The 23,375-nt window shown below is 63.2% G+C and carries 21 protein-coding genes; 19 read left to right on the forward strand and 2 right to left on the reverse strand.

Annotated elements, in window-relative coordinates; all coding sequences use genetic code 11:
- The first annotated feature begins 259 nt into the window (after positions 1–259).
- From CD932_RS13105 to CD932_RS13125, 5 genes are all read left to right on the forward strand, one after another.
- Positions 260–4,300 carry a DUF3683 domain-containing protein gene (locus CD932_RS13105; RefSeq protein WP_094443007.1) on the forward strand — a complete coding sequence of 1,347 codons (4,041 nt, stop codon included), beginning with the start codon at positions 260–262 and terminating at the stop codon, positions 4,298–4,300.
- Positions 4,300–4,749: an HIT family protein gene (locus CD932_RS13110; RefSeq protein WP_094443008.1), complete on the forward strand. Its 450-nt coding sequence runs from the start codon at positions 4,300–4,302 to the stop codon at positions 4,747–4,749. Before CD932_RS13105 ends, CD932_RS13110 begins: the two co-directional genes overlap by 1 nt.
- 11 nt (positions 4,750–4,760) lie before the next feature.
- Positions 4,761–5,204 carry a gamma-butyrobetaine hydroxylase-like domain-containing protein gene (locus CD932_RS13115; RefSeq protein WP_094443009.1) on the forward strand — a complete coding sequence of 148 codons (444 nt, stop codon included), beginning with the start codon at positions 4,761–4,763 and terminating at the stop codon, positions 5,202–5,204.
- 92 nt (positions 5,205–5,296) lie between these two features.
- A complete protein-coding gene (locus tag CD932_RS13120; protein ID WP_217907260.1) occupies positions 5,297–5,644 on the forward strand; it encodes a YciI family protein in 348 nt (115 codons plus the stop codon).
- Between the two features lie 2 nt (positions 5,645–5,646).
- Positions 5,647–6,882 carry an RNA polymerase sigma factor gene (locus CD932_RS13125; protein WP_094443011.1) on the forward strand — a complete coding sequence of 412 codons (1,236 nt, stop codon included), beginning with the start codon at positions 5,647–5,649 and terminating at the stop codon, positions 6,880–6,882.
- On the opposite strand, the gene CD932_RS13130 is transcribed toward CD932_RS13125, so the two are convergent.
- Both CD932_RS13130 and CD932_RS13135 read right to left on the reverse strand, forming a co-directional pair.
- Positions 6,879–7,820 carry an aliphatic sulfonate ABC transporter substrate-binding protein gene (locus CD932_RS13130; protein WP_094443012.1) on the reverse strand — a complete coding sequence of 314 codons (942 nt, stop codon included), beginning with the start codon at positions 7,818–7,820 and terminating at the stop codon, positions 6,879–6,881. The genes CD932_RS13125 and CD932_RS13130 overlap by 4 nt on opposite strands.
- Before the next feature lie 16 nt (positions 7,821–7,836).
- Positions 7,837–8,880, reverse strand: a complete 1,044-nt coding sequence (locus tag CD932_RS13135; protein ID WP_094443013.1) for a LacI family DNA-binding transcriptional regulator — start codon at positions 8,878–8,880, stop codon at positions 7,837–7,839.
- Positions 8,881–9,090: 210 nt separating this feature from the next.
- Here CD932_RS13135 and CD932_RS13140 point away from each other — a divergent pair, with 210 nt between their 5' ends.
- The 14 genes from CD932_RS13140 (at position 9,091) to CD932_RS13205 (ending at position 23,375) form a co-directional block, all read left to right on the forward strand.
- Positions 9,091–11,352 carry a TonB-dependent receptor gene (locus CD932_RS13140; protein ID WP_094443014.1) on the forward strand — a complete coding sequence of 754 codons (2,262 nt, stop codon included), beginning with the start codon at positions 9,091–9,093 and terminating at the stop codon, positions 11,350–11,352.
- 1 nt (position 11,353) lies between these two features.
- Positions 11,354–12,658, forward strand: coding sequence for an LLM class flavin-dependent oxidoreductase (locus tag CD932_RS13145; RefSeq protein WP_094443015.1), 1,305 nt, complete (start codon positions 11,354–11,356; stop codon positions 12,656–12,658).
- Entirely contained in the window at positions 12,651–13,877 is a 1,227-nt protein-coding gene (locus CD932_RS13150) for an alpha/beta fold hydrolase (RefSeq protein ID WP_094443016.1), read from the forward strand. Before CD932_RS13145 ends, CD932_RS13150 begins: the two co-directional genes overlap by 8 nt.
- A gap of 94 nt (positions 13,878–13,971) precedes the next feature.
- A complete protein-coding gene (gene ubiE / locus CD932_RS13155; protein WP_094443017.1) occupies positions 13,972–14,706 on the forward strand; it encodes a bifunctional demethylmenaquinone methyltransferase/2-methoxy-6-polyprenyl-1,4-benzoquinol methylase UbiE in 735 nt (244 codons plus the stop codon).
- A gap of 41 nt (positions 14,707–14,747) precedes the next feature.
- Positions 14,748–15,698, forward strand: a complete 951-nt coding sequence (locus CD932_RS13160; RefSeq protein WP_094443018.1) for a Tim44 domain-containing protein — start codon at positions 14,748–14,750, stop codon at positions 15,696–15,698.
- A gap of 144 nt (positions 15,699–15,842) precedes the next feature.
- Positions 15,843–16,496 (forward strand): SCP2 domain-containing protein, encoded by a 654-nt coding sequence (locus CD932_RS13165; protein ID WP_176460945.1) that lies wholly within the window; start codon positions 15,843–15,845, stop codon positions 16,494–16,496.
- A complete protein-coding gene (ubiB, locus tag CD932_RS13170) occupies positions 16,493–18,064 on the forward strand; it encodes a ubiquinone biosynthesis regulatory protein kinase UbiB (protein WP_094443019.1) in 1,572 nt (523 codons plus the stop codon). The genes CD932_RS13165 and ubiB overlap by 4 nt, the downstream gene beginning before the upstream one ends.
- A 19-nt stretch (positions 18,065–18,083) precedes the next feature.
- On the forward strand, positions 18,084–18,686 hold the full coding sequence (locus CD932_RS13175; protein ID WP_094443020.1) for a methyltransferase: 603 nt from the start codon (positions 18,084–18,086) through the stop codon (positions 18,684–18,686).
- A gap of 79 nt (positions 18,687–18,765) precedes the next feature.
- On the forward strand, positions 18,766–19,065 hold the full coding sequence (locus CD932_RS13180) for an FmdB family zinc ribbon protein (RefSeq protein ID WP_094443021.1): 300 nt from the start codon (positions 18,766–18,768) through the stop codon (positions 19,063–19,065).
- A 46-nt stretch (positions 19,066–19,111) separates the two neighbouring features.
- A complete protein-coding gene (locus CD932_RS13185; RefSeq protein ID WP_094443627.1) occupies positions 19,112–19,747 on the forward strand; it encodes a DUF502 domain-containing protein in 636 nt (211 codons plus the stop codon).
- Positions 19,748–19,816: 69 nt separating this feature from the next.
- Positions 19,817–21,613, forward strand: a complete 1,797-nt coding sequence (gene aspS, locus CD932_RS13190) for an aspartate--tRNA ligase (RefSeq protein ID WP_094443022.1) — start codon at positions 19,817–19,819, stop codon at positions 21,611–21,613.
- A gap of 88 nt (positions 21,614–21,701) precedes the next feature.
- Positions 21,702–22,184, forward strand: a complete 483-nt coding sequence (gene nudB / locus CD932_RS13195) for a dihydroneopterin triphosphate diphosphatase (RefSeq protein WP_094443023.1) — start codon at positions 21,702–21,704, stop codon at positions 22,182–22,184.
- Positions 22,184–22,477, forward strand: coding sequence for a hypothetical protein (locus tag CD932_RS13200; RefSeq protein WP_094443024.1), 294 nt, complete (start codon positions 22,184–22,186; stop codon positions 22,475–22,477). The genes nudB and CD932_RS13200 overlap by 1 nt, the downstream gene beginning before the upstream one ends.
- A gap of 76 nt (positions 22,478–22,553) precedes the next feature.
- A complete protein-coding gene (locus tag CD932_RS13205) occupies positions 22,554–23,375 on the forward strand; it encodes an endonuclease/exonuclease/phosphatase family protein (RefSeq protein WP_094443025.1) in 822 nt (273 codons plus the stop codon).

The following is a 23,375-nucleotide window of genomic DNA, read 5'->3' on the forward strand; positions in this document are numbered from 1 at the left end:
AGCCGGGCCGTTTGCAACGCCGGATTGCCCCAGCGTGGGGCGGCCTGATAATTTGCAGCAGTCGCTAAAAGTTGGCATTTTCCGTCGGGAAATGCTGCCATCTGAAACTTTTATTCATTCAAATGCAGGCTCGACCGTATTTGCTTTTGTGGTCGTCATGTTGATTAAACCTTGGGCGGTCTAAGGCTGTTCCCGCATGGTGCGACGCAATAAGATAAAATGCCCCTTTAGGGTCCAGTCCTCATCGTCACCATATTCCATGAACGCTCCCGCACACATCCAAGCTTTATTGGCAGAAACGCCCAATGGCCCCGCAGCCAGCCGCCTGCGCGAAATCCCGTATAACTACACGTCGTTTTCCGATCGCGAGATCGTGATCCGCCTGTTGGGGGAGGACTCGTGGCGTTTGCTCGACGAGTTGCGCGGCGCGCGCCAGACGGGGCGCTCGGCCCGCATGCTGTATGAGGTGCTCGGCGACATCTGGGTGGTGCGCCGCAATCCCTATTTGCAGGACGACCTGCTCGACAATCCCAAGCGCCGCCAGGGCCTGATCGATGCCCTGCATCACCGCCTGGCCGAGGTCGACAAGCGCCGCCTGTCGATCGACGCGGCCGGCGGCGACGTGGCCGCTTCCGGCGAATCGCCCGACGTGGCGCAGGCGCGCAGCCACAATGTCGAACTGCTGTTGAAGGCGGCCAGCAAGGCGGTGGCCGATTTTGGCGACGAATTCCGCAAGACCTATGACCTGCGCAAGCGCACCGTCAAGGTGCTGGGCCGCTACACGGAAAAACATAACGTCCGCTTCGACGGCATGACGCGCGTCTCGCACGTGACGGACGCCACCGACTGGCGCGTCGAATATCCGTTTGTCGTGCTGACGCCCGACACGGAAGAGGAAATGGCCGGCCTGGTCAAAGGCTGTATCGAGCTGGGATTGACGATCATCCCGCGCGGCGGCGGCACCGGCTACACGGGCGGCGCGATTCCCCTGACGCCGATGTCGGCCGTGATCAACACGGAAAAACTGATCACCCTGGGCGCGGTCGAAATGACGGTCCTGCCTGGCCTCACGCACGCATACGCGACGATTTATTCGGGCGCCGGCGTGATCACCAATAAAGTGTCGGAAGCGGCGGAGAAGGCCGGTTTCGTGTTTGCGGTCGACCCGACCTCGGCGCATGCCTCGTGTATCGGCGGCAACGTCGCCATGAATGCGGGCGGCAAGAAAGCCGTGCTGTGGGGCACGGCGCTCGACAACCTGGCCTCATGGCGCATGGTCGACCCGAATGGCGACTGGCTCGACGTCACGCGCCTGGACCATAACCTGGGCAAGATCCACGATATCGCGCTGGCGCGCTTCCAGCTCGAATGGCGCCACCCGAGCACGCGCGACGCGACAAAACCGAACGCGCCGTTCAAGACGGAAATCCTGGAAATTCCCGGCCGTAAATTCCGCAAGGAAGGCCTGGGCAAGGACGTGACCGACAAATTCCTGGCCGGCCTGCCGGGCATCCAGAAAGAAGGCTGCGACGGCCTGATCACGTCGGCGCGCTGGATCTTGCACAAGATGCCGAAGTTCGCCCGCACCGTCTGCCTGGAGTTCTTCGGCCAGGCGCGCGACGCGATTCCTTCGATCGTCGAAATCAAGGACTACCTGGACGGCTTGCCGGCCAAGGGCGAGCAGTACACGACGATCCGCCTGGCGGGCCTGGAGCATCTGGACGAGCGCTATCTGCGCGCGGTCGGCTACGCCACCAAGTCGAAACGCGGCGTGCTGCCGAAGATGGCGCTGTTTGGCGACATCGTCGGCGACGACGAAAACGCGGTGGCGCAAGCGGCCTCGGAAGTGGTGCGCATCGCCAACACGCGTGTCGGCGAAGGTTTTGTCGCCGTCAGTCCCGAAGCGCGCAAGAAGTTCTGGCTCGATCGTGCGCGCACGGCGGCGATTGCCAGGCACACCAATGCCTTCAAGATCAATGAAGACGTGGTCATTCCGCTCAATCGCATGGGTGAATACACGGACGGCATCGAGCGCATCAATATCGAGCTGTCGATCAAGAACAAGCTGCAGCTGGCCGCGGCCCTGACCGATTTCCTGGTCAAGGGTAACCTGCCGATCGGCAAGAGCGACGACGCCTCGGACGACCGCGTGGACGACGCCGAGATGCTGGGCGACCGCGCAGAGCAGGCGCAGCAGTTGCTGGCGCAAGTGACCAGCCGCTGGACCTATTTACTGGCCCAGCTGGACCGTCCGCTGGCGGCCGTGAAACACGAGCTGGCCGCACTGGGCATGGAGCGCTTGCTGCCCGTGTTCGATGCGCGCCTGGCAACCCAGCCTGACGCCACCCTGTTCGACGTGGTGCAGGACCGCACCGTGCGCGTGACCTGGAAGCAGGAAATCCGCGCCCAGCTGCGCCAGATCTTCAACGGCGCCGCCTTCAAGCTGATTCTCGACGAAGCGACGGCCATCCACGCGCGCATTCTGCGTAGCCGCGTGTTCGTGGCGCTGCACATGCACGCCGGCGACGGCAATGTGCACACCAATTTGCCGGTCAACTCGGACAACTACGAAATGCTGCAGGACGCCCACCAGGCCGTGGGCCGCATCATGATACTGGCGCGCTCGCTCAATGGCGTGATTTCCGGCGAACACGGTATCGGCATTACCAAGCTGGAATTTTTGACCGAAGAAGAGATCGGCGACTTCCGCAGCTACAAACTGCGCATCGATCCGGAAGGCCGTTTCAACAAGGGCAAACTGCTGAACCTGCCAGGCATGGGCGCCGACTTGCGCAATGCCTATACGCCATCGTTCGGCCTGATGGGCCACGAGTCCTTGATCATGCAGCAAAGCGATATCGGTGCGATTGCCGACAGCGTCAAGGACTGCCTGCGCTGCGGCAAGTGCAAACCCGTGTGCGCGACGCACGTGCCGCGCGCCAACTTGCTGTACTCGCCGCGCGACAAGATTCTGGCGACCTCGTCGCTGATCGAAGCGTTCCTGTACGAAGAGCAGACGCGGCGCGGCATTTCCATCAAGCATTGGGAAGAGTTCGAGGACGTGGCCGATCACTGCACCGTCTGCCATAAATGCGTCACGCCTTGCCCCGTCAATATCGACTTCGGCGACGTGTCGATGAACATGCGCAACCTGCTGCGCAAGATGGAAAAGAAAAGTTTCAATCCCGGTACCAAGGCCACCATGATGTTCTTGAACGCCACCGATCCGGTGACGATCAACGCCACGCGCCAGGTCATGATCGGCTGGGGCTACAAGGCGCAGCGCCTGGGTCACGACCTGCTGAAGAAATTCGCCAAAAAGCAGACCAAGGCGCCGCCGCCATCGACCGGCAAGCCGCCCGTCAAGGCGCAGGTGATCCACTTTATCAATAAAAAGATGCCGGGCAACCTGCCGAAGAAAACCGCGCGCGCGCTGCTCGATATCGAAGACGACAAGGTGATCCCGATCATCCGCAATCCGAAGACGACCACCGCCGATACGGAAGCGGTGTTCTATTTCCCTGGCTGCGGTTCCGAGCGCCTGTTCTCGCAAGTGGGCCTGGCCACGCAGGCCATGCTGTGGGAAGTGGGCGTGCAGACGGTCTTGCCGCCTGGCTACCTGTGCTGCGGTTATCCGCAACGGGGCGCCGGCGAATTCGACAAGGCCGAAAAGATGATGACCGATAACCGCGTGCTGTTCCACCGCATGGCCAACACGCTCAATTACCTCGATATCAAGACGGTGCTGGTGTCGTGCGGCACCTGTTACGACCAGCTGGCCACGTACCAGTTCGAGAAGATTTTCCCGGGCTGCCGCATCATGGATATCCATGAATATCTGCTGGAAAAACAGGTCAAGCTCGAAGGCGTCAACGGCACGCGCTATATGTACCATGAGCCTTGCCACAATCCAATGAAGCTGCAGGAGTCGGGCAAGACCATCAACTCCCTGATCAGCACGGTCGACAACGTGAAGATCGAGAAGAACGACCGTTGCTGCGGCGAATCGGGTTCGCTGGCTGTCACGCGCCCCGACATTTCCACGCAAGTGCGTTTCCGCAAGGAAGAAGAAATGGTCAAGGGCGCCGACAAGCTGCGCGGCGACGGCTTTACGGGCGACGTGAAGATCCTCACCAGCTGCCCGTCCTGCCTGCAAGGCCTGTCGCGCTACAATGACGATTCGGGCACCACCGCCGACTATATCGTCGTCGAGATCGCCAAACACTTGCTGGGAGAGAACTGGATGCCGGACTACGTGAAACGCGCCAACGATGGCGGCATCGAACGGGTGCTGGTGTGATGTCCACGCCTTGCGATCTGTGCAGCTTGCTCGACGGCTTTGCCAGCCGCCAGGGTGTTGACGCCTTGCTGTGGCGCAGCGACCGCCTGTCGGTGGTGGCCGTCGATGAGCCGAACTATCCCGGCTTTTGCCGCGTGATCTGGAACCAGCATGTCAAGGAAATGACGGACCTGACGCCAGGCGAGCGCAACTATGTGATGGAAGTGGTGTGGCAGGTCGAGCTGGCCGTGCGCGAAGTGATGCAGCCGGAAAAGGTCAATGTGGCCAGCTTCGGCAACATGACGCCGCATGTGCACTGGCATGTGATCCCGCGCTACCTGGACGACGCGCATTTCCCGAATCCGAGCTGGGCCGTGGTACAGCGCGCAACGCCGCCCGAGGTACTGGCCGCGCGCCGCGCGCGGCTTCCCGCCCTGCGCGCCGCCATTATCGACCGTTTGACCGCATAAAGAGTGTATCCATGAGCACAACATCTCCCCAGCCTGTCGGCATTACCGTGCGCAACCAGTCGCGCCTGCTGGAAATCACCTTTGACGACGGCGCCGCCTTTTCGCTGCCCTTCGAATACCTGCGCGTGTACTCGCCGTCGGCCGAAGTGCAGGGCCACGGCAAGGGCCAGGAAACGCTGCAACTGGGCAAGCGCCTGGTGGGCATCACCAGCCTGGAGCCGGTCGGCAACTACGCGGTCCAGCCCACCTTCAGCGACGGCCACAATTCGGGCCTGTACACCTGGAATTATCTGTACAAGCTGGGTGCCGAGCAGGCCACCCTGTGGCAGCAATATCTGGACAGGCTGGCGGCGGCCGGTTTTCCCGGCGACAGCGGGCGCGATGCGAAAGCCGACATGACCATCAAGCAGTCATCGGGCCATGTTCACGGCCCCAGCTGTGGTCATAAACATTGAGCTGAAAAAATAATGCGGTAAGCTGTCGGATCGCCGCCGCCCCATTCGTCATATCGATGCCCGCGCTTGCGGGCATTTTTCTTTTGGAGAAGATGATGGAATACATGATCCTGATCTACGCCGACGAGGCGCGCCATGAAACCATGCCCGAAGGGCAGATGGCCAGCCTGATGGCCGACTTTGCCCGTTATACGCAGTCACTGGAGGAGGCCGGCGTGCTGCGCGGCGGCGGCGAACTGGCGCCGGTGCGCAGCGCCACTTGCGTGCGCCTGCAAGATGGCCAGGTCGTCGTCACCGATGGACCATTTGCGGAAACCAGGGAGCAACTGGGCGGCTATTATTTGATTGCTTGTGAGCACCTGGACGAGGCGCTGGCCTGGGCCGCGCGCTGTCCCGCTGCATCGCTGGGCACCATCGAAGTGCGGCCCGTCACTGCCTAGCCATGGCGCGCGAAGCTCAGCTTGCTGTCGAGCAGGTGTTTCGCCAGGACGGCGGCAGGCTGCTGGCCGGCCTGACGCGGCGCTTTGGCGACTTGTCGCTGGCGGAAGATGTGCTGCAGGAAGCGTGCCGCAAGGCACTGGAGCTGTGGCCGCGGCTGGGCGTGCCCGACAATGGCGCGGCCTGGCTGGCGACGGTGGCGCGCCATGTGGCCATCGATCAGTTGCGCCGTGCCGGCAAGAACGTGCGAGACGCCGAGGCCGTGCTGTCGCACTTGCCGGCGCTGCCGATGCAGGAAGCCGAGCCCATCGAAGATGATCGTTTGCGCCTGCTGTTCATTTGTTGCCATCCCGCGCTGGCGCCCGAGGCGCAGGTGGCGCTGGCGCTGCGTACCCTGTGTGGCCTGTCCACGGCCGAGATTGCGCGCGCGTTTGGTGTGGCCGAGTCGGCCCTGAGCCAGCGCCTGCTGCGCGCCAAACGCAAAATCTCGGAAGCACGTATCGCCTTCGAGTTGCCGGCGAGCGAACAGTGGCCGCTGCGCCTGGCGCAGGTGATGCATGTGATCTACCTGGTGTTCAGCGAAGGCTATTGCGCCAGCGGCGGCCAGTCCCTGCTGCGCTTTGATCTGTGCTTTGAAGCGCTGCGCCTGGCGCGGCTGTTGAACAGCTTGCTGCCCGATCAAGCCGAAGTGCAGGGTTTGCTTGCCTTGTTGCTGTTGCAGGCCTCGCGCGGCGCCGCCCGCCTGTCGTCTGACGGTGATTTGTTGACCCTGGAAGAGCAGGACCGGCGCCTGTGGCATGGCGACCTGATCGCCGAAGGCCTGGCATTGCTGGCGCAGGCAATGGCCGCGCGCAAGTCTGGCCCTTATCAGCTGCAGGCCGCGATTGCCGCCCTGCATGCCAAGGCCGCCACCGCCAGCCAGACCGACTGGCGCCAGATCCACGCCCTGTACGGCGCCTTGCTGCGGCACAAGCCGGAAGCGGTGATTTTGCTGAACGCCGTGATCGCCTGCGCCATGGCCTACGGCGCCGAACACGGGCTGGCGTGGCTGACGCGTCTCGAAGCACTGCCCAGCCTGGCGCGATCGCACTATCTGCACGCGGCCCGGGCCGATCTGCTGCGCCGCCAGGGCGACATTGGCGGCGCGCGCGCGGCCTACGCGCAGGCGGCCGCGCTGGCGTCGAATGCGGTCGAGCGGCGCTACCTGCTGCGCCGTCATGAAGAAATGCGCGAGGTTTAAGGGGCTTTCGGTTTCCACAGCCACACATTGCCCGCCACCGTCACCGCTTTCGGGATCAGCTTCTGCTGGTAAAACAGGTTGGCCACGCGCTGCTGGTTGGCGACGATGTCGGCCGTGACGGGCACGGCGCCGTAGCGCGTGCGGCCCTGCCAGGTGGCGACGATCTCCGGCGGCAAGCCGGTCAGCGGCCCGATCAACGCAGCGATGTCTTTCGGGTGGCTGGCCGCCCACTGACCGGTGGCGCGGATCTGCTCCAGCATGGTTGACAAAAGCTGCGGCGACTGCTGCACGAATTTGCGCGAAGCCAGGTAAAAACCGTTCGCTTGCGGCAGGCCCTGGTAGTCGGCCAGCACGCGCACGGCATAGGCCTGCTGGGCCGAGGCAAAATACGGGTCCCACACCACCCAGGCGTCGATCTTGCCGCTGACAAAGGCCGCGCGCGCTTCGGCCGGGCCCAGATAGATCGGCACGATATCGCGCATGCTCAATCCCGCTTTCTGCAGCGCCACCAGCAATAAAAAATGCGAACCAGAGCCTTTCTGGAACGCCACCCGTTTGCCCTTCAGGTCTTTCAGGTTTTTCAGTGGCGAGTCCCTGGCCACGAAAATCGCCTCGCTGGACACGGGCGCCGGTTCGGCCGCCACATACAGCAGGTCGACGCCAGCCGCCTGGCCGAACACCGGCGGTGGCGCGCCGGTGCTGCCAAAGTCGATGCTGCCCGTATTGAGCGCTTCGAGCATTTGCGGCCCGGCCGGAAACTCGATCCAGCGCACCTGGCGCTGCTGCGCGCCCAGGGTTTTTTCCAGCGTGCCCTGGGCTTTCAGTACGGCCAGCAGGCCACTGCCTTTCTGAAAGCCGATGCTGATGGGCTCTGCCGCATGGGCCAGCGAAACGGCTGCCAGCGCAAGGGTCAATCCGACTATCTTGATGCGTTTCATGGTATTCCTTCTCAATTCAGGCGCTTTCGCGCGCGATCACTGCGCACGCCAGGCGGTTCAGGCGCGCATTGGCGTTCTTGCCGTCGAGCGGCACGGCACCCAGCGCTTCGAGGATGCGCAGGGCGGCAAGCTCGCCGATTTCGCGCGCCGGCGGGCGGATGGTGGTGAGGCTGGGTATTAACAGCGGCGAGATCGCATAGTCGCCAAAGCCCATCAACGCGCATTGATGCGGCATGCGCTGGCCTGCCAGGAGCGCTCCGGCGGCCAGGTTGTCGTTGGCGAAAATGATGGCGTGCGCCGGTTTCTTGCGCAGCGCCAGCGCCTCGATCGCCTGGCGGCCGGCATCGAACGGCGCCGCCTCGGTCGGAATAAAGGTCCACGGTTTCAGGCCCGCTTCCAGCATCGCCTGCGCATAGCCGTCGCGCCGGTCCAGCGCGCTCAAATCCCCCGCCACGCTGTTTTGCACAAAGGCGATGCGGCGGTACCCCTTGTCGATCAGGTAGCGCGCCTGCTGCACGCCCACTTCCACATTCGAAAATCCCACCTGGATGGCTTTGCGGCGGGGCCGGTAATCCCAGGTTTCCACCACCGGGATCTGCGCTTGGGCCAGCATCTTTTCCGTCGCCTTGCTGTGGAAGGGGCCGGTGACCACCAGCGCGGCCGGCGACCAGCCGAGAAAGGCGCGTACCGCGCTTTCTTCCTGTTCCTGCGAAAAATAGCTCGATGCCAGCAGCAGCTGGTAGCCGTGCGTGCTCAAGGTGTCACTGAAGCTCTCGATGGTATTGGCAAAGATCGGACCCGAGATATTCGGGATCACCATGCCGACGATGCGGCTGTGCGTCGAGGCCAGGCCACCGGCCACCAGGTTGGGCACATAGTGCAGCTGCGCCACGGCGGCGGCGATGCGCGCACCCAGTTTGCCCGAGACCTGCGACGGTTGCTTCAGGTAGCGCGACACCGTGATCGAACCGACCTGCGCCAGGCGCGCCACGTCGTGGATGGTGGCGCGGCCCGAGCCACGCCGCTTGCGCGTGCTTGCTGCTGTTTTTTCATCCGCCATGCGCTTATTCCCAAAAGACATAACCAAGGTTTTTTTAATTCTTTGACTTCAATCTGGCCATCAAAGACACTTCAAACGGTACCGGTACCATAAAAAGTCTAGCAGAGTTGCCGGGCAGGACAAAGTTGATTTCATGACGCAGCACCGACGCTTTTCGCATAAGGCGAACGGTCCGGCAAAAAGCTGCCACGCACACTACAGGGGTAATCCATGCAACAGAAGCACAGCAAGCGCACCGCCAGCCAGGCGGCATTGAAACAGGGCTTGTTATTGAGCGGCGTCTTGCTCGCTGGCGGCGTGCATGCCGCCGATGCGCCCGACCAGGGCGACGCCGCCATCGGCGCGGTCCAGGCTGGCAATGAAGTACCGAGCGTGACGGTCAGCGCCACGCGCCGCAACGCCAGCCTGCAGTCGGTGCCGCTGGCCATTACCGTGATCGATGGCGAACGGCTGGAACAGGCCAACCGCAACAGCATCGAGTCCATCGTGCAGGAGATCCCCAGCGCCACGTTTCGCCAGCAGGGCGGCAACAAGGATTCGACCATTTTCGTGCGCGGCATCGGCACCATTTCCACCTCGCCCGGCGTCGAGCCCACCGTCTCGACCGTGATCGACGGCGTGGTGCTGGCGCGCCCCGGCCAGGCCACGCTGGACCTGCTCGACATCGACCGGGTGGAAGTGCTGCGCGGCCCGCAAGGCACGCTGTTCGGCAAGAATGCCTCGTCGGGCGTATTGAATGTGGTCAGCCGCAAACCGGGCCAGCAGCTGGCCGGCTTTGTTGACGGCGGCTACTACGAAGGCAATGAAAAACGGCTGCGCGCCGGGGTCTCTGGCGCGCTGGTGCCGAACGTGATCGCCGCGTCGCTCAACGCCCTGTATGCCGACTACGACGGCAATGTCAATAACGTGCACGCGGGAGGAGGCCAGGTCAATGGCTACGAGCGCCGTGGCCTGCGCGCGCGGGTCGATATCACGCCGCGCGAGGACCTCGATATCGTCTTGATTGCGGACTACCTGCGCGGTACCGGCTCGCCCAGTTTCACGGCGTCTAAATCAACCAGTGCCGCGTTTTCGCAGGCGATCGCGCCGGTGGTGGCACGGCCCGACAACCGCAGCGTCAATGTCGACCGGCCCAGCGATATTGGCGACACCAACCGCGGCGTGTCGGCCCAGGTCGACTGGCGCGTCAATGGCTACACGTTCACTTCGATCAGCGCCGCGCGCGACTGGGACAACGCGCAGTACACGAGCACTTCGGCGATCGGCAACAGTGCCGAAACGTCGCGCATCACGGCGACCTATCCGGCCACGCGCGATATCGGCACGGTGGCGTTTTCGCAGCTGTCGCAGGAGCTGCGCGTGGCCTCGCCCAAGGACGGTTTTGTCGACTACGTGGCCGGCGCCTTTTATTTGCACGGCAAGGACCGCGAACTCTACCAGCGCATCGTCACGACCAACACCGTCAATAGCGGCCGCGCCGACTATGGCGTGAAGAACGACAGCTATGCCGTGTTCGGCGAGGCGACGCTGAACTTCACGCCCGGGCTGCGCGGCATTCTGGGCGCGCGCTGGAACCGCGATGAACTGTCCTACGACCATGCGCGCACCTCGACGCAAGCGACCGCCTTTGCCGGCGTGCAGCCGGCCGTGCAAAGCGACGGTTCGGTCGCCAGGGACGGCTACTCTGGCAGGGTGGGGCTGCAGTACGATCTGGCGCCCGGCATCAACACCTATGCCACCTATTCGCGCGGCTACAAGGGGCCGGCCTACAATGTGTTTTTCAATATGCTCGCGCGCGACACGCTGGCCTTGACACCGGAAACCTCCGATGCGTTCGAACTGGGCCTGAAGTCGAGCTGGCTGCAGCGCCGCCTGACGGTCAATGTGGCGGCCTTTCACACAGCGTACAAGGACTACCAGGCCAATTTCTACGACACGGTGGCCGGCACCGTCGTCACGCGCTTGATCAATGCGGGCGAAGTGTCCACGCGCGGGCTGGAACTGGACGTGATGGCGCGCCCCACGCAGCAACTGAGCCTGAACGCGGCCCTCGCGTACACGGACGCGCAGATCGACCGGTTCAACTGCCCGGCCGCCGCTGCCGCCTCGTGCAACCTCAATGGCAAGACCTTGCCGTTTTCGCCGAAATGGAAAAGCTTTGTGCGCGCCAATTACGGCATCCCGCTTGACCATGGCTTGCTGCTGGACCTGTCGGCCGACTACAGCTACCAGAGCCGCACGCAGTACGATCTGTTCCAGTCGCCGGACGCGATCCAGGGTGCCTATGGCCTGCTCAACGCGGGCGTGACTTTGTCGTCGACGGACGGCGGCTGGCGCGTGGCGCTGGTGGCGAAAAACCTGGCCAACAAATCGTATGCGACCAACCTGGTCGCCTCCACCGCTTACGTGACGCGCGGCGTGCCGCGCGACGACAGCCGTTATGTTGGCGTCACCGCACGCAAGGAGTTTTAAGATGAATGCACCCTCCAGACGCCAGCTCAGCATCGGTGCCTTTTTGATGCGCCACGGCCACCATGTGGCGGCCTGGCGCCACCCCGATACCGACCTCGAAGGCAATGTGTTCCAGGTCTTCAAGCGCCAGGTGCTGGCGGCCGAAAAGGCGTGCCTGGACGCCGTGTTCTTCGCCGACAGCGTGGCGTTGACCAACGGCGTGCCGGCGCTCGAACCGTTGACCTTGCTGTCGGCGCTGGCCGCCGTCACCGGGCATATCGGCCTGATCGGCACGGCGACCACCACCTACAACGAGCCGTATCACGTGGCGCGCAAATTCGCCTCGCTCGATGCGATTTCGCAGGGTCGCGCCGGCTGGAACCTGGTCACGTCCGACAACGCCATCGAAGCGCAGAACTTCGGCCGCGATGCTCATGTGGGCCACGCCGAACGCTATGCGCGGGCGCGCGAATTTTACGATGTGGTGACCGGCTTGTGGAACGGCTGGGAGGATGACGCCGCCGTCAACGACAAGGCGGGCGGGCAGCTTTACAAGCCCGGCGCCGTGCGCCGCCTGGACCACCAGGGCGCGCATTTTTCGGTGGCGGGACCGCTCAATGTGGCGCGCAGCGCGCAGGGCCATCCGGTGGTGGTGCAGGCCGGCAGTTCCGAGCCGGGCCGCGCGCTGGCCGCCGCCACCGCCGACGTGGTGTTTACGGCCCATCCGGCGCTGCCGTCCGCGCAGGCGTTTTACCGCGATCTGAAACAGCGCGTGGCGGCAGCCGGGCGCGATCCAGCTTCCCTGAAGATCATGCCCGGCCTGTTCGCCGTGGTAGGCGCAAGCGAAGCCGAGGCGCAGGATAAATTCGGCCTGCTGCAGGAGCTGGTGCAGCCCGAGGTGGGGCTGGCGCTGTTGGGTCGCATGATCGGCAATTTCGATTTGTCCGGCTACGACGTCGATGGGCCGCTGCCCGAACTGCCGCTGACCAACGATGGCCAGCGCAGCCGCCAGCAATTATTGACCAATCTCGCGCAGGGAGAAAACCTGACCATCCGCCAGCTGTACCAGCGCATCGCCGGCGGGCGCGGCCACTTTACCGTGATCGGTACAAAGCAGACGGTGGCCGACCGGATGCAGCAATGGTTCGAGGAAGAAGCGGCCGACGGTTTCAATTTCATGGCGCCGCATCTGCAAGGCGGGCTGGACGACTTCCTGCAAGGCGTGGTGCCGGAACTGCAGCGGCGCGGCCTGTTCCGCACCGCATATGCGGGCACGACCTTGCGTGCTCACCTGGGATTGCCGAAGCCGGGGAGGGCGCATGGGTAAGCTGCTGTTGTCGCTGGCGCTGCTGGCGGTATCGCTGCCGGCCGCCGCCGGCTGGGTGGTCGGCGACGCGCGGCCCGACGCGCCGGCACTGGCCGCGCGCGGCGCCTACCCGGTGGGCGTGCGTACCGAGTCGCTGGTGCACCGCGACCAGTTTGATATCCTGCGCGCCACGGCGGCCAACCCGGCGCCCCGTTACGACCGTGCCCTGACGGTAGAGGTGTGGTATCCGGCGCGACTGGCCGCCGGCGAGCGCGAAGCCGTCGTCTACACCGATGTGCTGGGCGCGGGCGCCAACAATCCCGCCCGGCCCAATACGCCGTTCACGTTTGCCGGACGGGCCGCGCGCGGTGCGGCTGCGGTCACGGGGGCGTTTCCCTTGCTGATCGTCTCGCATGGCTATCCCGGTTCGCGCTTGCAGATGAGCTACCTGACGGAAAACCTGGCCTCGAAAGGCTATGTGGTGGTGGCCATCGACCACCTGGAGTCGACCAGGGCCGACAAGGCGGGTTTTGCCAGTACCTTGCTCAATCGCCCGCTCGACGATCAGTTTGTGCTCGACACGGTGGCCGGCTGGAGCCTGCCTGGCAGCGGCCATTTCCTGGCCGGCGCCGTCGATGCGGGCAAGACGGCGCTGATCGGCTACTCCATGGGCGGCTATGGCGCGCTGGTGGCGGCTGGTGCGGCGGCCGATCCGTTGGCCCTCAAGCCGCTGGGCCTGGCCGATACCTCCGCATTTGTGGCGCGCGCGCCCGACCCGCGCATCCGCGCCGTGGTGGCGTTTGCGCCCTGGGGCGGCGCGCGCCCGCTGTGGAGCAGCGCGTCGCTGGCCAAGCTGCGCGCGCCATTATTGTTTGTTGCCGGCGAGCAGGACAAGATCGCCGGTTATGAAGATGGCGTGCTGCGCCTGGCGCAAGAGGCCGTCAACGCGCCGCGCTACCTGCTGGCGTACCAGAACGCGCGCCATAATGTGTCGCCCAATCCGCCGCCAGCGGCCAGCTACGCCAACAGCGAGGATTTTTCGGCGTATGCGGAAGCCGCCTGGGACAGCGCGCGCATCAACAATATCAACCAGCACGTGGTGACGGCCTTCCTCGAGCACACCCTGCGCCAGCGCGACATGGGCCATTACCTGTCGCCCGGGTCGGCGCTTGCGCCGGCGCGCATCGGCCCGGGCCTGGCCTGGCGCCACTGGCCGGCGGCGCTGGAAAAGCCCGATTAGGCAAACGCCTTTCTCTTGACGCCAGCCTGGTGCATGTGTACGGTAAAAGGCTGGCCGCTTGTATAATGCAGCCAAATCAACAGGGCTGCCTACCATGACCAATACGACTCATTTCGGATACAAAACCGTTGCAGAAGAAGATAAAGTGCGCGAAGTCGCCAAGGTGTTCCATTCCGTCGCTGCCAAATATGACGTGATGAACGACCTGATGTCGGGCGGCCTGCATCGTTTGTGGAAGACTTTTACGATTGCCAACGCGGGCGTGCGCCTCGGCTTCAAGGTGCTCGATATCGCCGGCGGCACGGGCGACCTGTCCAAGGCGTTTGCGAAACAGGCCGGCCCCACCGGTGAGGTCTGGCTGACCGATATCAACGAGTCGATGTTGCGCGTGGGCCGCGACCGCCTCTTGAATCGCGGGCTGTTGACCCCCACCATGTTGTGTGACGCTGAAAAGCTGCCTTTCCCCGATAATTATTTTGACCGTGTCAGCGTGGCCTTTGGCCTGCGCAACATGACGCACAAGGATGTGGCGCTGGCTGAAATGCGCCGCGTGCTCAAACCGGGTGGCAAGCTGCTGGTGCTGGAGTTTTCCAAAGTCGCCGCGCCGCTGCAAAAGCCGTACGACCTGTATTCGTTCTCGGTGCTGCCATGGTTCGGCCAGAAGATTGCCGGCGACGCGGAAAGCTATCGCTACCTGGCCGAATCGATCCGCATGCATCCTGACCAGGAAACGCTGAAGACGATGATGGAAACGGCGGGCCTCGAGCGCGTGCAATACTACAATTTGACGGCAGGCATAGCCGCTTTGCATACCGGCATCAAGATGTAAGTGGTTTGTTAGTAGTTAGTAGTTGGTCATTAGGAGATGGAATGAAACTGAAAAAATTTATGGTCGGCATGATGATCGCTGCTACCACCTTGTCGATGCTGGGCGAGGCGCTGGCCCGTCCCATGGGCGGTGGCCGCTCGATCGGGCGCCAGTCGCAAAGCGTGAGCCGCCAGGCGCCTGCACCGGCCCCCGCGCCTGGCGCGGCGCAGCAACGCCAGGCACAGCCGGCGCCAGCCGCGCCGGCCCCGGCCCCGGCAGCGGCCGCCAAACCGCCTAGCCGCTGGAAGGGCTTGCTGGGCGGCGCCTTGCTGGGCCTGGGCCTGGGCGCGCTGCTGTCGCATTTCGGCCTGGGCGGCGCCCTGGCCAGCATGCTTGGCACCTTGCTGATGGTCGCCTTGCTGGCGGCTGCAGCCTACTTTATCTACCGTATGGTGCGCGGCAAGCGTGAAACGTCGGCTGGCAACGCGCCATTTGCCGGCTTTGGCGGCAATACGCCTGCACCAGCCGGCAATACGCCGGACATCGGTTCGCGCATTGCCCCGCTGCCGCCCTTGCAACCGGTGTCGTCAGGCGTAGGCCTGGACAAGCCTGTGGCGCCAGTTGCTCCCGCGCAATGGGGCGTGCCGGCCGACTTCGACCAGGCCGCTTTCCTGCGCCATGCGAAAAGCAACTTCATTCGCCTGCAGGCCGCCTGGGACAAGGCCGACGTCAACGATATCGGCGAATTCACCACGCCGGAAGTGTATGCGGAACTGCGCATGCAGATCCAGGAGCGCGGCGCGCAAGCGGACTTTACCGACGTGGTCACCATCGACGCGGAATTGCTGGGCATCGAGACCAGCGCCAACGATTACCTGGCCAGCGTGAAGTTCATCGGCCAGATCCGTTCGGCGCCGGGCGCCGCCGCCGAGCCGTTCGCGGAAGTGTGGAATATGTCGAAACCGCTCAGCGGCAGCACCGGCTGGGTGCTGGCAGGTATCCAGCAATTGTAAAAAACTTGCTGAAGTTGGGCTTAAGCCGGCGCGCAATGCGCGATGCTTGACGGAGTTTGCCTGATGAAATGTTAAGATCAAGACCGCCCACAGGTATTTCGGGCGGTCTTTTCTTTTTTGAGGGCGCGCCTGGCGCGCAAGCATATGATTGCACCAATTCCAGATCTTTCCCCGACAAGCGCCGTCAGTGCCGCTGCCGTGGCCGCCATCAACCACCTGCTGGCGCAGGAGCCGTGGGCGCGCCGGCAGTTGGCCGTGCATGCCGGCAAGCTGGCCGCGATCGATACAGGCGCCATCGCCGTGCGCCTGCGCGTGGACGGCATCGGCATGCTGGAAACGGCGCCGAGCGATGTGCCCGCCAACGTCACCATCCGCGTCAAATTGTCGGATTTGCCATTGATCGCGCAAAACCGCGAGCGCGCGTTTTCCTATGTGAAAATCGATGGCGACGCCGAATTTGCCAATGCCATCTCGCAGCTGAGCAAAGGCTTGCGCTGGGATGCCGAGCACGACCTGGAAAAAGTGCTGGGGCCGATACTGGCCACGCGCGTGGCCGGCGGCGCGCGCGACGCGGTCGCCTTTGTCCGCTCCAGCCAGCAAAAACTGGCGGAAAACCTGGCCGAGTATTTCGTGGAGGAACAGCCGCTGCTGATTCGTCCCGCCACGCTGCTTGATTATTGCTCCGGCGTCACGCGCGTGCGCGACGATGTCGAGCGCCTGGACAAGCGCCTTGCCCGACTGGAAAAGGCGCTAGCCGCCGTCCAGCCTTTGCCACCCTCATCGGATGTGTCTACATGATCTTGAAATTCCTGCGGCTGTTAAAAATCATCCGGGTTTCCATCAAATACGGTCTCGATGAAATCGCCATCTCCGGTCTGAAAGTGCCGCGTACCGCCAAGCTGATCGACACCGTCATCTTCTGGCGCGACCTGTCGTCGCCGCGCGGCGTGCGCCTGAGGCTGGCGCTGGAGGAGCTGGGCCCGATTTTCGTGAAATTCGGCCAGGTGCTGTCGACCCGGCGCGACCTGATGCCGCCCGATATCGCCGAAGAACTGGCCCATTTGCAGGATCGCGTGCCGCCGTTCGACTCCGACCTGGCGATTGCACAGATCACCAAGTCGCTGGGCGCGCATCCGGACCAGTTGTTTGCGCAGTTCGAGCGCGACCCGGTGGCCTCCGCTTCGATTGCCCAGGTGCACTTTGCAACCTTAAAAAATGGCAAGGAAGTGGCCGTCAAGGTCTTGCGTCCTGGCATGAAAAAGCTGATCGACGAAGACGTGGCCCTGATGCATATCGCCGCCGACTGGACCAGCCGCCTGTGGGCCGACAGCAAGCGCCTGAAGCCGCGTGAAGTGGTGGGCGAATTCGACAAATACCTGCACGACGAGCTCGACCTGATGCGCGAGGCGGCCAACGCCAGCCAGTTGCGCCGCAATTTTGCCGAGTCGAATTTGCTGCTGGTGCCGGAAATGTACTGGGATTACTGCTCCAGCAGCGTGATCGTGATGGAGCGCATGAACGGCATTCCGGTTTCCCAGATCGACCGCCTGGTGGCCGCTGGCGTGGATTTGCGCAAGCTTTCCACCGATGGCGTGGAAATTTTCTTCACGCAAGTGTTCCGCGACGGCTTTTTCCATGCCGATATGCACCCGGGTAATATCCTGGTATCGATCGCGCCGGAATCGTTCGGCCGCTATATCGCGCTCGACTTCGGCATCGTCGGGACCTTGAACGACTACGACAAGGATTATCTGTCGCAGAACTTCCTGGCCTTTTTCCGCCGCGACTACAAGCGCGTGGCCGAAGCCCATATCGAGTCGGGCTGGGCGCCCAAGGAAACCCGCGTCGATGAGCTCGAAGCGGCCGTGCGTGCCTGCTGCGAGCCGATCTTCGACCGTCCGCTGAAAGATATCTCGTTCGGCCAGGTGCTGCTGCGCCTGTTCCAGACCTCGCGCCGCTTCAATGTGGAAGTGCAGCCGCAGCTGGTGCTGCTGCAAAAGACCCTGCTCAATATCGAAGGCCTGGGCCGCCAGCTCGATCCGGAACTCGATCTGTGGCAGACGGCCAAGCCGTACCTGGAAAAATGGATGAGCAAGCAGGTGGGGCCGCAGGGCTTCATGGAGCGGCTGCGCGCCGAGGCGCCGCGCTATGCGCATATCTTCCCGCAACTGCCGCGCCTGGTGTACCAGGCCCTGACGGTGGCCGGCGAGCCGCGCGAAAATGAGGTGGAGCTGATGAAAACCTTGCTGGCGGAACAACGGCAAACCAATCGCCTGCTGAGCTTTATCGTGTACTTTGTCGGCGCCTTTGCGCTCGGTGCCCTGGGCTTCCAGCTCTATATGCGCTGGCATCAACTGCCATTTTAAGCGCCTGTAAAGGAGAGTGATGGCTGACTTTCAAACCCGCGATCCGCGCTCGCCGGCCTTCTGGGACGAGCGCTTCGCCAGGCAATTCACGCCCTGGGACCAGGGCGGCGTGCCGCGGCGCCTGGCGCAGTTTGTCACCAACAGCCCGGCGCAGCTGCGCTGCCTGATCCCCGGCTGCGGCTCGGCCTGGGAACTGGCCTTCATGCTCGACGCCGGCTGGGATGCCACGGCGATCGACTTCTCGCCAGCGGCTGTGGCCGCCGCGCGCGCCGTGCTCGGCGAGCGTGCCGGGCAGGTGGAACAGGCCGACTTTTTTGCCTGGCAGCCGGCCGCCGCCCTGGACCTGATCTACGAACGGGCATTCCTGTGCGCCATGCCGCGCGCCATGTGGCCGCAGGTGGCCACGCGCTGGGCCCAGCTGCTGGCGCCGGGCGCCATGCTGGCCGGCTACTTCTTTTTTGACGACCATGCCAAGGGACCGCCGTTCGGCATTGCTCGCGAGCAGTTGTCAGCCTTGCTGGCGCCATATTTTGACTGCCTGGCCGATGACAGCGTCGACGATTCGATCGCTGTCTTTGCCGGCAAGGAACGCTGGATGGTGTGGCGCCGCCGGGAAGGTTGAAAGCGCCCCGGCTATTTCTGCTAATGCCGGTAGAAAAGCTTTATAATTCAGGGTTTTTGATGATTTTTGCGGAGTTCTGATGCCGATTTACGCTTACCGCTGTGAAGAGTGTGGTTTTGCCAAGGATGTCTTGCAAAAGATGTCCGATCCCGTGCTGACAGTGTGCCTGTCGTGCGGCAAGCCCAGTTTCAAGAAACAATTGACCGCCGCCGGTTTCCAGTTGAAGGGCACCGGCTGGTACGCCACCGATTTCCGGGGCGGCACGGCGCCGACCACCGCCATTCCGACCGGCCCGGCCGACAGCGCCAAGCCTGCCGCAGCCGACAGCGCGCCAGCTGCCGCCGCGCCAGCGCCTGCCGCCGCACCGAAAGCGGACTGAAATACTGTGGCGCCAGCCGCAGCCCGTGGCCATTACCGAGAAACCGATGCGTAAATACTTTATTACCGGATTGCTGATTTTAGTCCCGCTGGCCATCACGGTCTGGGTGCTCAATTTGGTGATCGGCACGCTGGATCAGTCCTTGTTGCTGGTGCCGCAACGTTTCCGCCCGCAGTCGCTGTTTGGCTTTGACATTCCCGGCCTGGGCACGATACTGACTATCTTGATCGTGTTCCTGACCGGTTTGCTGACCAACAACCTGGTCGGCAATTACGTGGTGAAACTGTGGGAGCGGCTGCTGCAGCGTATTCCCATCGTCAACTCCCTGTATTCGAGCGTCAAGCAGGTCTCCGACACGCTGTTTTCCTCGTCGGGCAACGCGTTTCGCAAGGCCGTGCTGGTGCCTTATCCGCACCAACACTCCTGGACCATCGCCTTTTTGACGGGCGTGCCGGGCGGCGATGCGGCCAAGCACCTGGTGGGCGACTATGTCAGCGTGTATGTGCCGACCACGCCCAACCCCACATCGGGCTTTTTCCTGATGATGAAACGCAGCGATGTGGTCGAGCTTGACATGAGCGTCGATGCGGCGCTCAAGTACATCGTCTCGATGGGCGTGGTGGCGCCCGCGGACGTTGTCGCGGGACCGCTCCCGGTCCCGGTCCCGGCAGCCAAACAATAAGGGCGGGCGTCCCGGGAGGGACGTGGCCGGATTGAACACTCACTAACCTGAACTGAGAATTTTATGTCTATGCGTACTGAATATTGCGGCCTCGTCACCGAAGCCATGCTGGGACAAACCGTCAGCCTGTGCGGCTGGGTACATCGCCGCCGCGACCACGGCAGCCTGATCTTCATCGACCTGCGCGACCGCGAAGGCCTGGTGCAAATCGTCTGCAATCCGGAACAAGCCGAGATGTTCAAGGTCGCCGAAGCCGTGCGCAATGAATTCTGCCTGCGCGTGACCGGCGTGGTGACCAACCGTATCGACGGCACCATCAACAACAACCTGAAGTCGGGCAAGATCGAAGTGGTGTGCTCGGAACTGGAAGTGCTGAACCCTTCCGTGCCGGTGCCGTTCCAGCTGGACGACGACAACCTGTCGGAAACCACGCGCCTGACCCACCGCGTGCTGGACCTGCGCCGCCCGCAAATGCAGAACAACCTGCGCCTGCGCTACAAGGTGACGATGGAAGTGCGCAAGTACCTCGACAACCTGGGCTTTATCGACATCGAAACGCCGATGCTGACCAAGTCGACCCCGGAAGGCGCGCGCGACTACCTGGTGCCGTCGCGTGTCAACGCCGGCAGCTTCTTTGCGCTGCCGCAGTCGCCGCAGCTGTTCAAGCAGCTGCTGATGGTCGCCAACTTCGACCGTTACTACCAGATCACCAAGTGCTTCCGCGACGAAGACTTGCGCGCCGACCGCCAGCCTGAATTCACCCAGATCGACTGCGAAACGTCGTTCCTGACGGAACAGGAAATCCGCGACCTGTTCGAAGACATGATCCGCGTGGTCTTCAAGAACACGCTGAACATCGACCTGCCGAACCCGTTCCCGGTGATGGATTTCGCCGAAGCGATGGGCCTGTACGGCTCAGACAAGCCGGACATGCGCGTCAAGCTGGCGTTTACCGACCTGACCGACGTGATGAAAACGGTCGAGTTCAAGGTCTTCAACGGCGCTGCCAACATGCAGGGCGGCCGCGTGGTGGCCTTGCGCATTCCGGGCGGCGGCAGCATGCCGCGTTCGGAAATCGACGCCTACACCCAGTTCGTCGCCATCTACGGCGCCAAGGGTCTCGCTTACATCAAGGTCAACGAGAAAGCCAAGGGTCCTGAAGGCCTGCAGTCGCCGATCGTCAAGTTCCTGCCGGCCGATGTGCTGGCCACGATTCTGGAACAGACCGGCGCGCAGGACGGCGACCTGATCTTCTTCGGCGCCGACAAGGCGAAAGTCGTCAACGACGCCATCGGCGCGCTGCGCGTGAAGATCGGCCACAGCGAATTTGGCAAGAAAGCCGGCCTGTTCGACGACGTGTGGAAGCCATTGTGGGTGGTCGACTTCCCGATGTTCGAGCACGACGAGGAAGCGGACCGCTGGACCGCTACCCACCATCCGTTCACGGCGCCGAAAGACGGCCATGAAGACATGCTGGAAAGCGATCCGGGCGCCTGCATCGCCAAGGCCTACGACATGGTCCTGAACGGCTGGGAACTGGGCGGCGGTTCGATCCGTATCCACCGCGAAGAAGTGCAGTCGAAAGTGTTCCGCGCACTGAAGATCGACGCCGAAGAAGCGCAGCTGAAATTCGGCTTCCTGCTCGACGCGCTGCAATACGGCGCGCCGCCGCACGGTGGGCTGGCATTCGGCCTGGACCGTATCGTGACCATGATGACCGGTTCCGAATCGATCCGCGACGTGATCGCCTTCCCGAAAACCCAGCGCGCGCAAGACTTGCTGACCCATGCGCCGTCGGAAGTGGACGAGAAGCAATTGCGCGAGCTGCATATCCGTTTGCGCAGCGCCGATCCTAAAGTAGTGTAAGGCCGGGGCGGTGGCTGATGTGGCCGCCGCTGTTGACGCTGAGCTATGCAAAAAAAGGCGCTGATAAGGCGCCTTTTTCATTGTTGATATGACCTATAAAATTCCCGTTTCCGTGCTGGTCGTCATTCATACGGCCGATCTCGAGGTGCTGCTGATCGAGCGCGCGGGCCAGCCTGGCTTCTGGCAATCGGTGACCGGCTCGATCGACGCCGTCGACGAACCTTTGTCGCAGGCGGCCACGCGCGAGCTGTTCGAAGAGACCGGCATCGTCGCCGATGGGCAGCAGATTGCGTTGCTGGACTGGCGGCTGTCGAATAGCTACGAGATTTATCCGATCTGGCGCCACCGCTACGCGCCCGGCGTGATCCATAATACCGAACACGTGTTCAGCGTGCGGGTGCCGCGTGACACCGTCATTACGCTCAGTGCGCGCGAGCACCTGCGCTACGTCTGGCTACCCCACCTGGCGGCCGCCGACCAGTGTTTTTCTTCTTCCAATGCGGAAGCGATTTTGCAATTGCCGGCCATCACGGGCATCCACCCTGGCCTGGCGCCACGAGAAAGTACCTGATGCTGAACTGGAATTATTTGACGTTGCGGCAAAAATGGGGCGGCGCACTGGGCGTGGCCTTCTGCGTGCTGGTCATCCTCGCACTGTTCCGCTATACGGCGCCCGGCAGGACGCCGCCGATCGGCATGCCGCTGGTCATCCTTGGCTGGCTGCTGCATCCAGGCATATTTACATATGGCAAACAGAAGGTGGCCTGGCGCGGCGCGCCGCTGCTGGTCAAGATCGTCTGGGCCGCCGCCATCACGGCCCTGCTGGTCAGCGTGACGGCGGGCGTGGGACGCATGCTGGACTGAAACAACAAGAATGTGGAGTAGGCACGCGCACCATTGAGTGCAGCGAAAAGGCCCCGTCTGGGAGTAGAATCGATGCATGAAAATCCGCGTAGCAACTTATAATATACACAAGGGCGTGTCCTCCGTGCGAGGGCTGCCCCGCGTGCACGCTCTCAAGCAGGCGATTGGCCTGTTCGATGCCGATGTGGTGTTCCTGCAGGAAGTGCAGGGCAAGCACGACCGCAATGCCGCCCGCTATGGCGCCGAGACCCTGGGCCACAAGCATTGGCCGGAGGCGTCGCAGCATGAATTTTTTGCCGGCCCCGAACACCATACGGCCTATGGCATGAACGCCGTGTACGACCATGGTCACCACGGTAACGCCTTGCTGAGCAAATATCCGATCGGCTCGCAGGTCAACCACGATGTGTCCGACCATGCGTACGAGCAGCGCGGCATCCTGCATTGCGTGCTGCAAACGCCGCAGGCCGACGTGCACTGCTATGTGGTGCACCTGGGGCTGTTCGAGTCCGGCAGAGGCCGCCAGACGCAGGCCCTGATCGACGCCGTGATGGCGTCGGCGCCGAATGGCGAGCCGGTGATTATCGCCGGCGACTTCAACGACTGGCGCAATACCCTCAGCGACAAGCTGCGCAATGCGCTGGGCGTGGTGGAAGTGTTTGACCAGCGCGCGTCGAACTCCGCCCTGGGCGACCTGGTGCGCACCCTGGCGCGGCGCCAGGCGCGCCCGCCGGTGCCGGTGCCGGCGCGCACCTTTCCCGCCGCCTTGCCCTGGTTTCGCCTGGACCGCATCTATGTGCGCGGCTTCCAGGTCGAGGGCGCGCAAGTGATGCACGGCACCTTGTGGGCAAAATTGTCGGACCATGCGCCGATCGTTGCCGCCTTGAAACTTGCCTAG

Origin of the sequence: Janthinobacterium sp. PC23-8 (assembly GCF_002250505.1) — a bacterium.
Classification (GTDB): domain Bacteria; phylum Pseudomonadota; class Gammaproteobacteria; order Burkholderiales; family Burkholderiaceae_D; genus Janthinobacterium.

Coding starts and splice junctions, on each gene's coding strand:
- CD932_RS13180 (WP_094443021.1), top strand. CDS start 18,766: ATGCCGATTTACGCTTACCGCTGTGAAGAGTGTGGTTTTGCCAAGGAT.
- CD932_RS13185 (WP_094443627.1), top strand. CDS start 19,112: ATGCGTAAATACTTTATTACCGGATTGCTGATTTTAGTCCCGCTGGCC.
- CD932_RS13165 (WP_176460945.1), top strand. CDS start 15,843: ATGATTGCACCAATTCCAGATCTTTCCCCGACAAGCGCCGTCAGTGCC.
- CD932_RS13200 (WP_094443024.1), top strand. CDS start 22,184: ATGCTGAACTGGAATTATTTGACGTTGCGGCAAAAATGGGGCGGCGCA.
- ubiB (WP_094443019.1), top strand. CDS start 16,493: ATGATCTTGAAATTCCTGCGGCTGTTAAAAATCATCCGGGTTTCCATC.
- CD932_RS13130 (WP_094443012.1), bottom strand. CDS start 7,820: ATGAAACGCATCAAGATAGTCGGATTGACCCTTGCGCTGGCAGCCGTT.
- CD932_RS13135 (WP_094443013.1), bottom strand. CDS start 8,880: ATGGCGGATGAAAAAACAGCAGCAAGCACGCGCAAGCGGCGTGGCTCG.
- aspS (WP_094443022.1), top strand. CDS start 19,817: ATGCGTACTGAATATTGCGGCCTCGTCACCGAAGCCATGCTGGGACAA.
- CD932_RS13140 (WP_094443014.1), top strand. CDS start 9,091: ATGCAACAGAAGCACAGCAAGCGCACCGCCAGCCAGGCGGCATTGAAA.
- CD932_RS13145 (WP_094443015.1), top strand. CDS start 11,354: ATGAATGCACCCTCCAGACGCCAGCTCAGCATCGGTGCCTTTTTGATG.
- nudB (WP_094443023.1), top strand. CDS start 21,702: ATGACCTATAAAATTCCCGTTTCCGTGCTGGTCGTCATTCATACGGCC.
- CD932_RS13205 (WP_094443025.1), top strand. CDS start 22,554: ATGAAAATCCGCGTAGCAACTTATAATATACACAAGGGCGTGTCCTCC.
- CD932_RS13120 (WP_217907260.1), top strand. CDS start 5,297: ATGATGGAATACATGATCCTGATCTACGCCGACGAGGCGCGCCATGAA.
- CD932_RS13160 (WP_094443018.1), top strand. CDS start 14,748: ATGAAACTGAAAAAATTTATGGTCGGCATGATGATCGCTGCTACCACC.
- CD932_RS13115 (WP_094443009.1), top strand. CDS start 4,761: ATGAGCACAACATCTCCCCAGCCTGTCGGCATTACCGTGCGCAACCAG.
- CD932_RS13125 (WP_094443011.1), top strand. CDS start 5,647: ATGGCGCGCGAAGCTCAGCTTGCTGTCGAGCAGGTGTTTCGCCAGGAC.
- CD932_RS13175 (WP_094443020.1), top strand. CDS start 18,084: ATGGCTGACTTTCAAACCCGCGATCCGCGCTCGCCGGCCTTCTGGGAC.
- CD932_RS13105 (WP_094443007.1), top strand. CDS start 260: ATGAACGCTCCCGCACACATCCAAGCTTTATTGGCAGAAACGCCCAAT.
- CD932_RS13110 (WP_094443008.1), top strand. CDS start 4,300: ATGTCCACGCCTTGCGATCTGTGCAGCTTGCTCGACGGCTTTGCCAGC.
- ubiE (WP_094443017.1), top strand. CDS start 13,972: ATGACCAATACGACTCATTTCGGATACAAAACCGTTGCAGAAGAAGAT.
- CD932_RS13150 (WP_094443016.1), top strand. CDS start 12,651: ATGGGTAAGCTGCTGTTGTCGCTGGCGCTGCTGGCGGTATCGCTGCCG.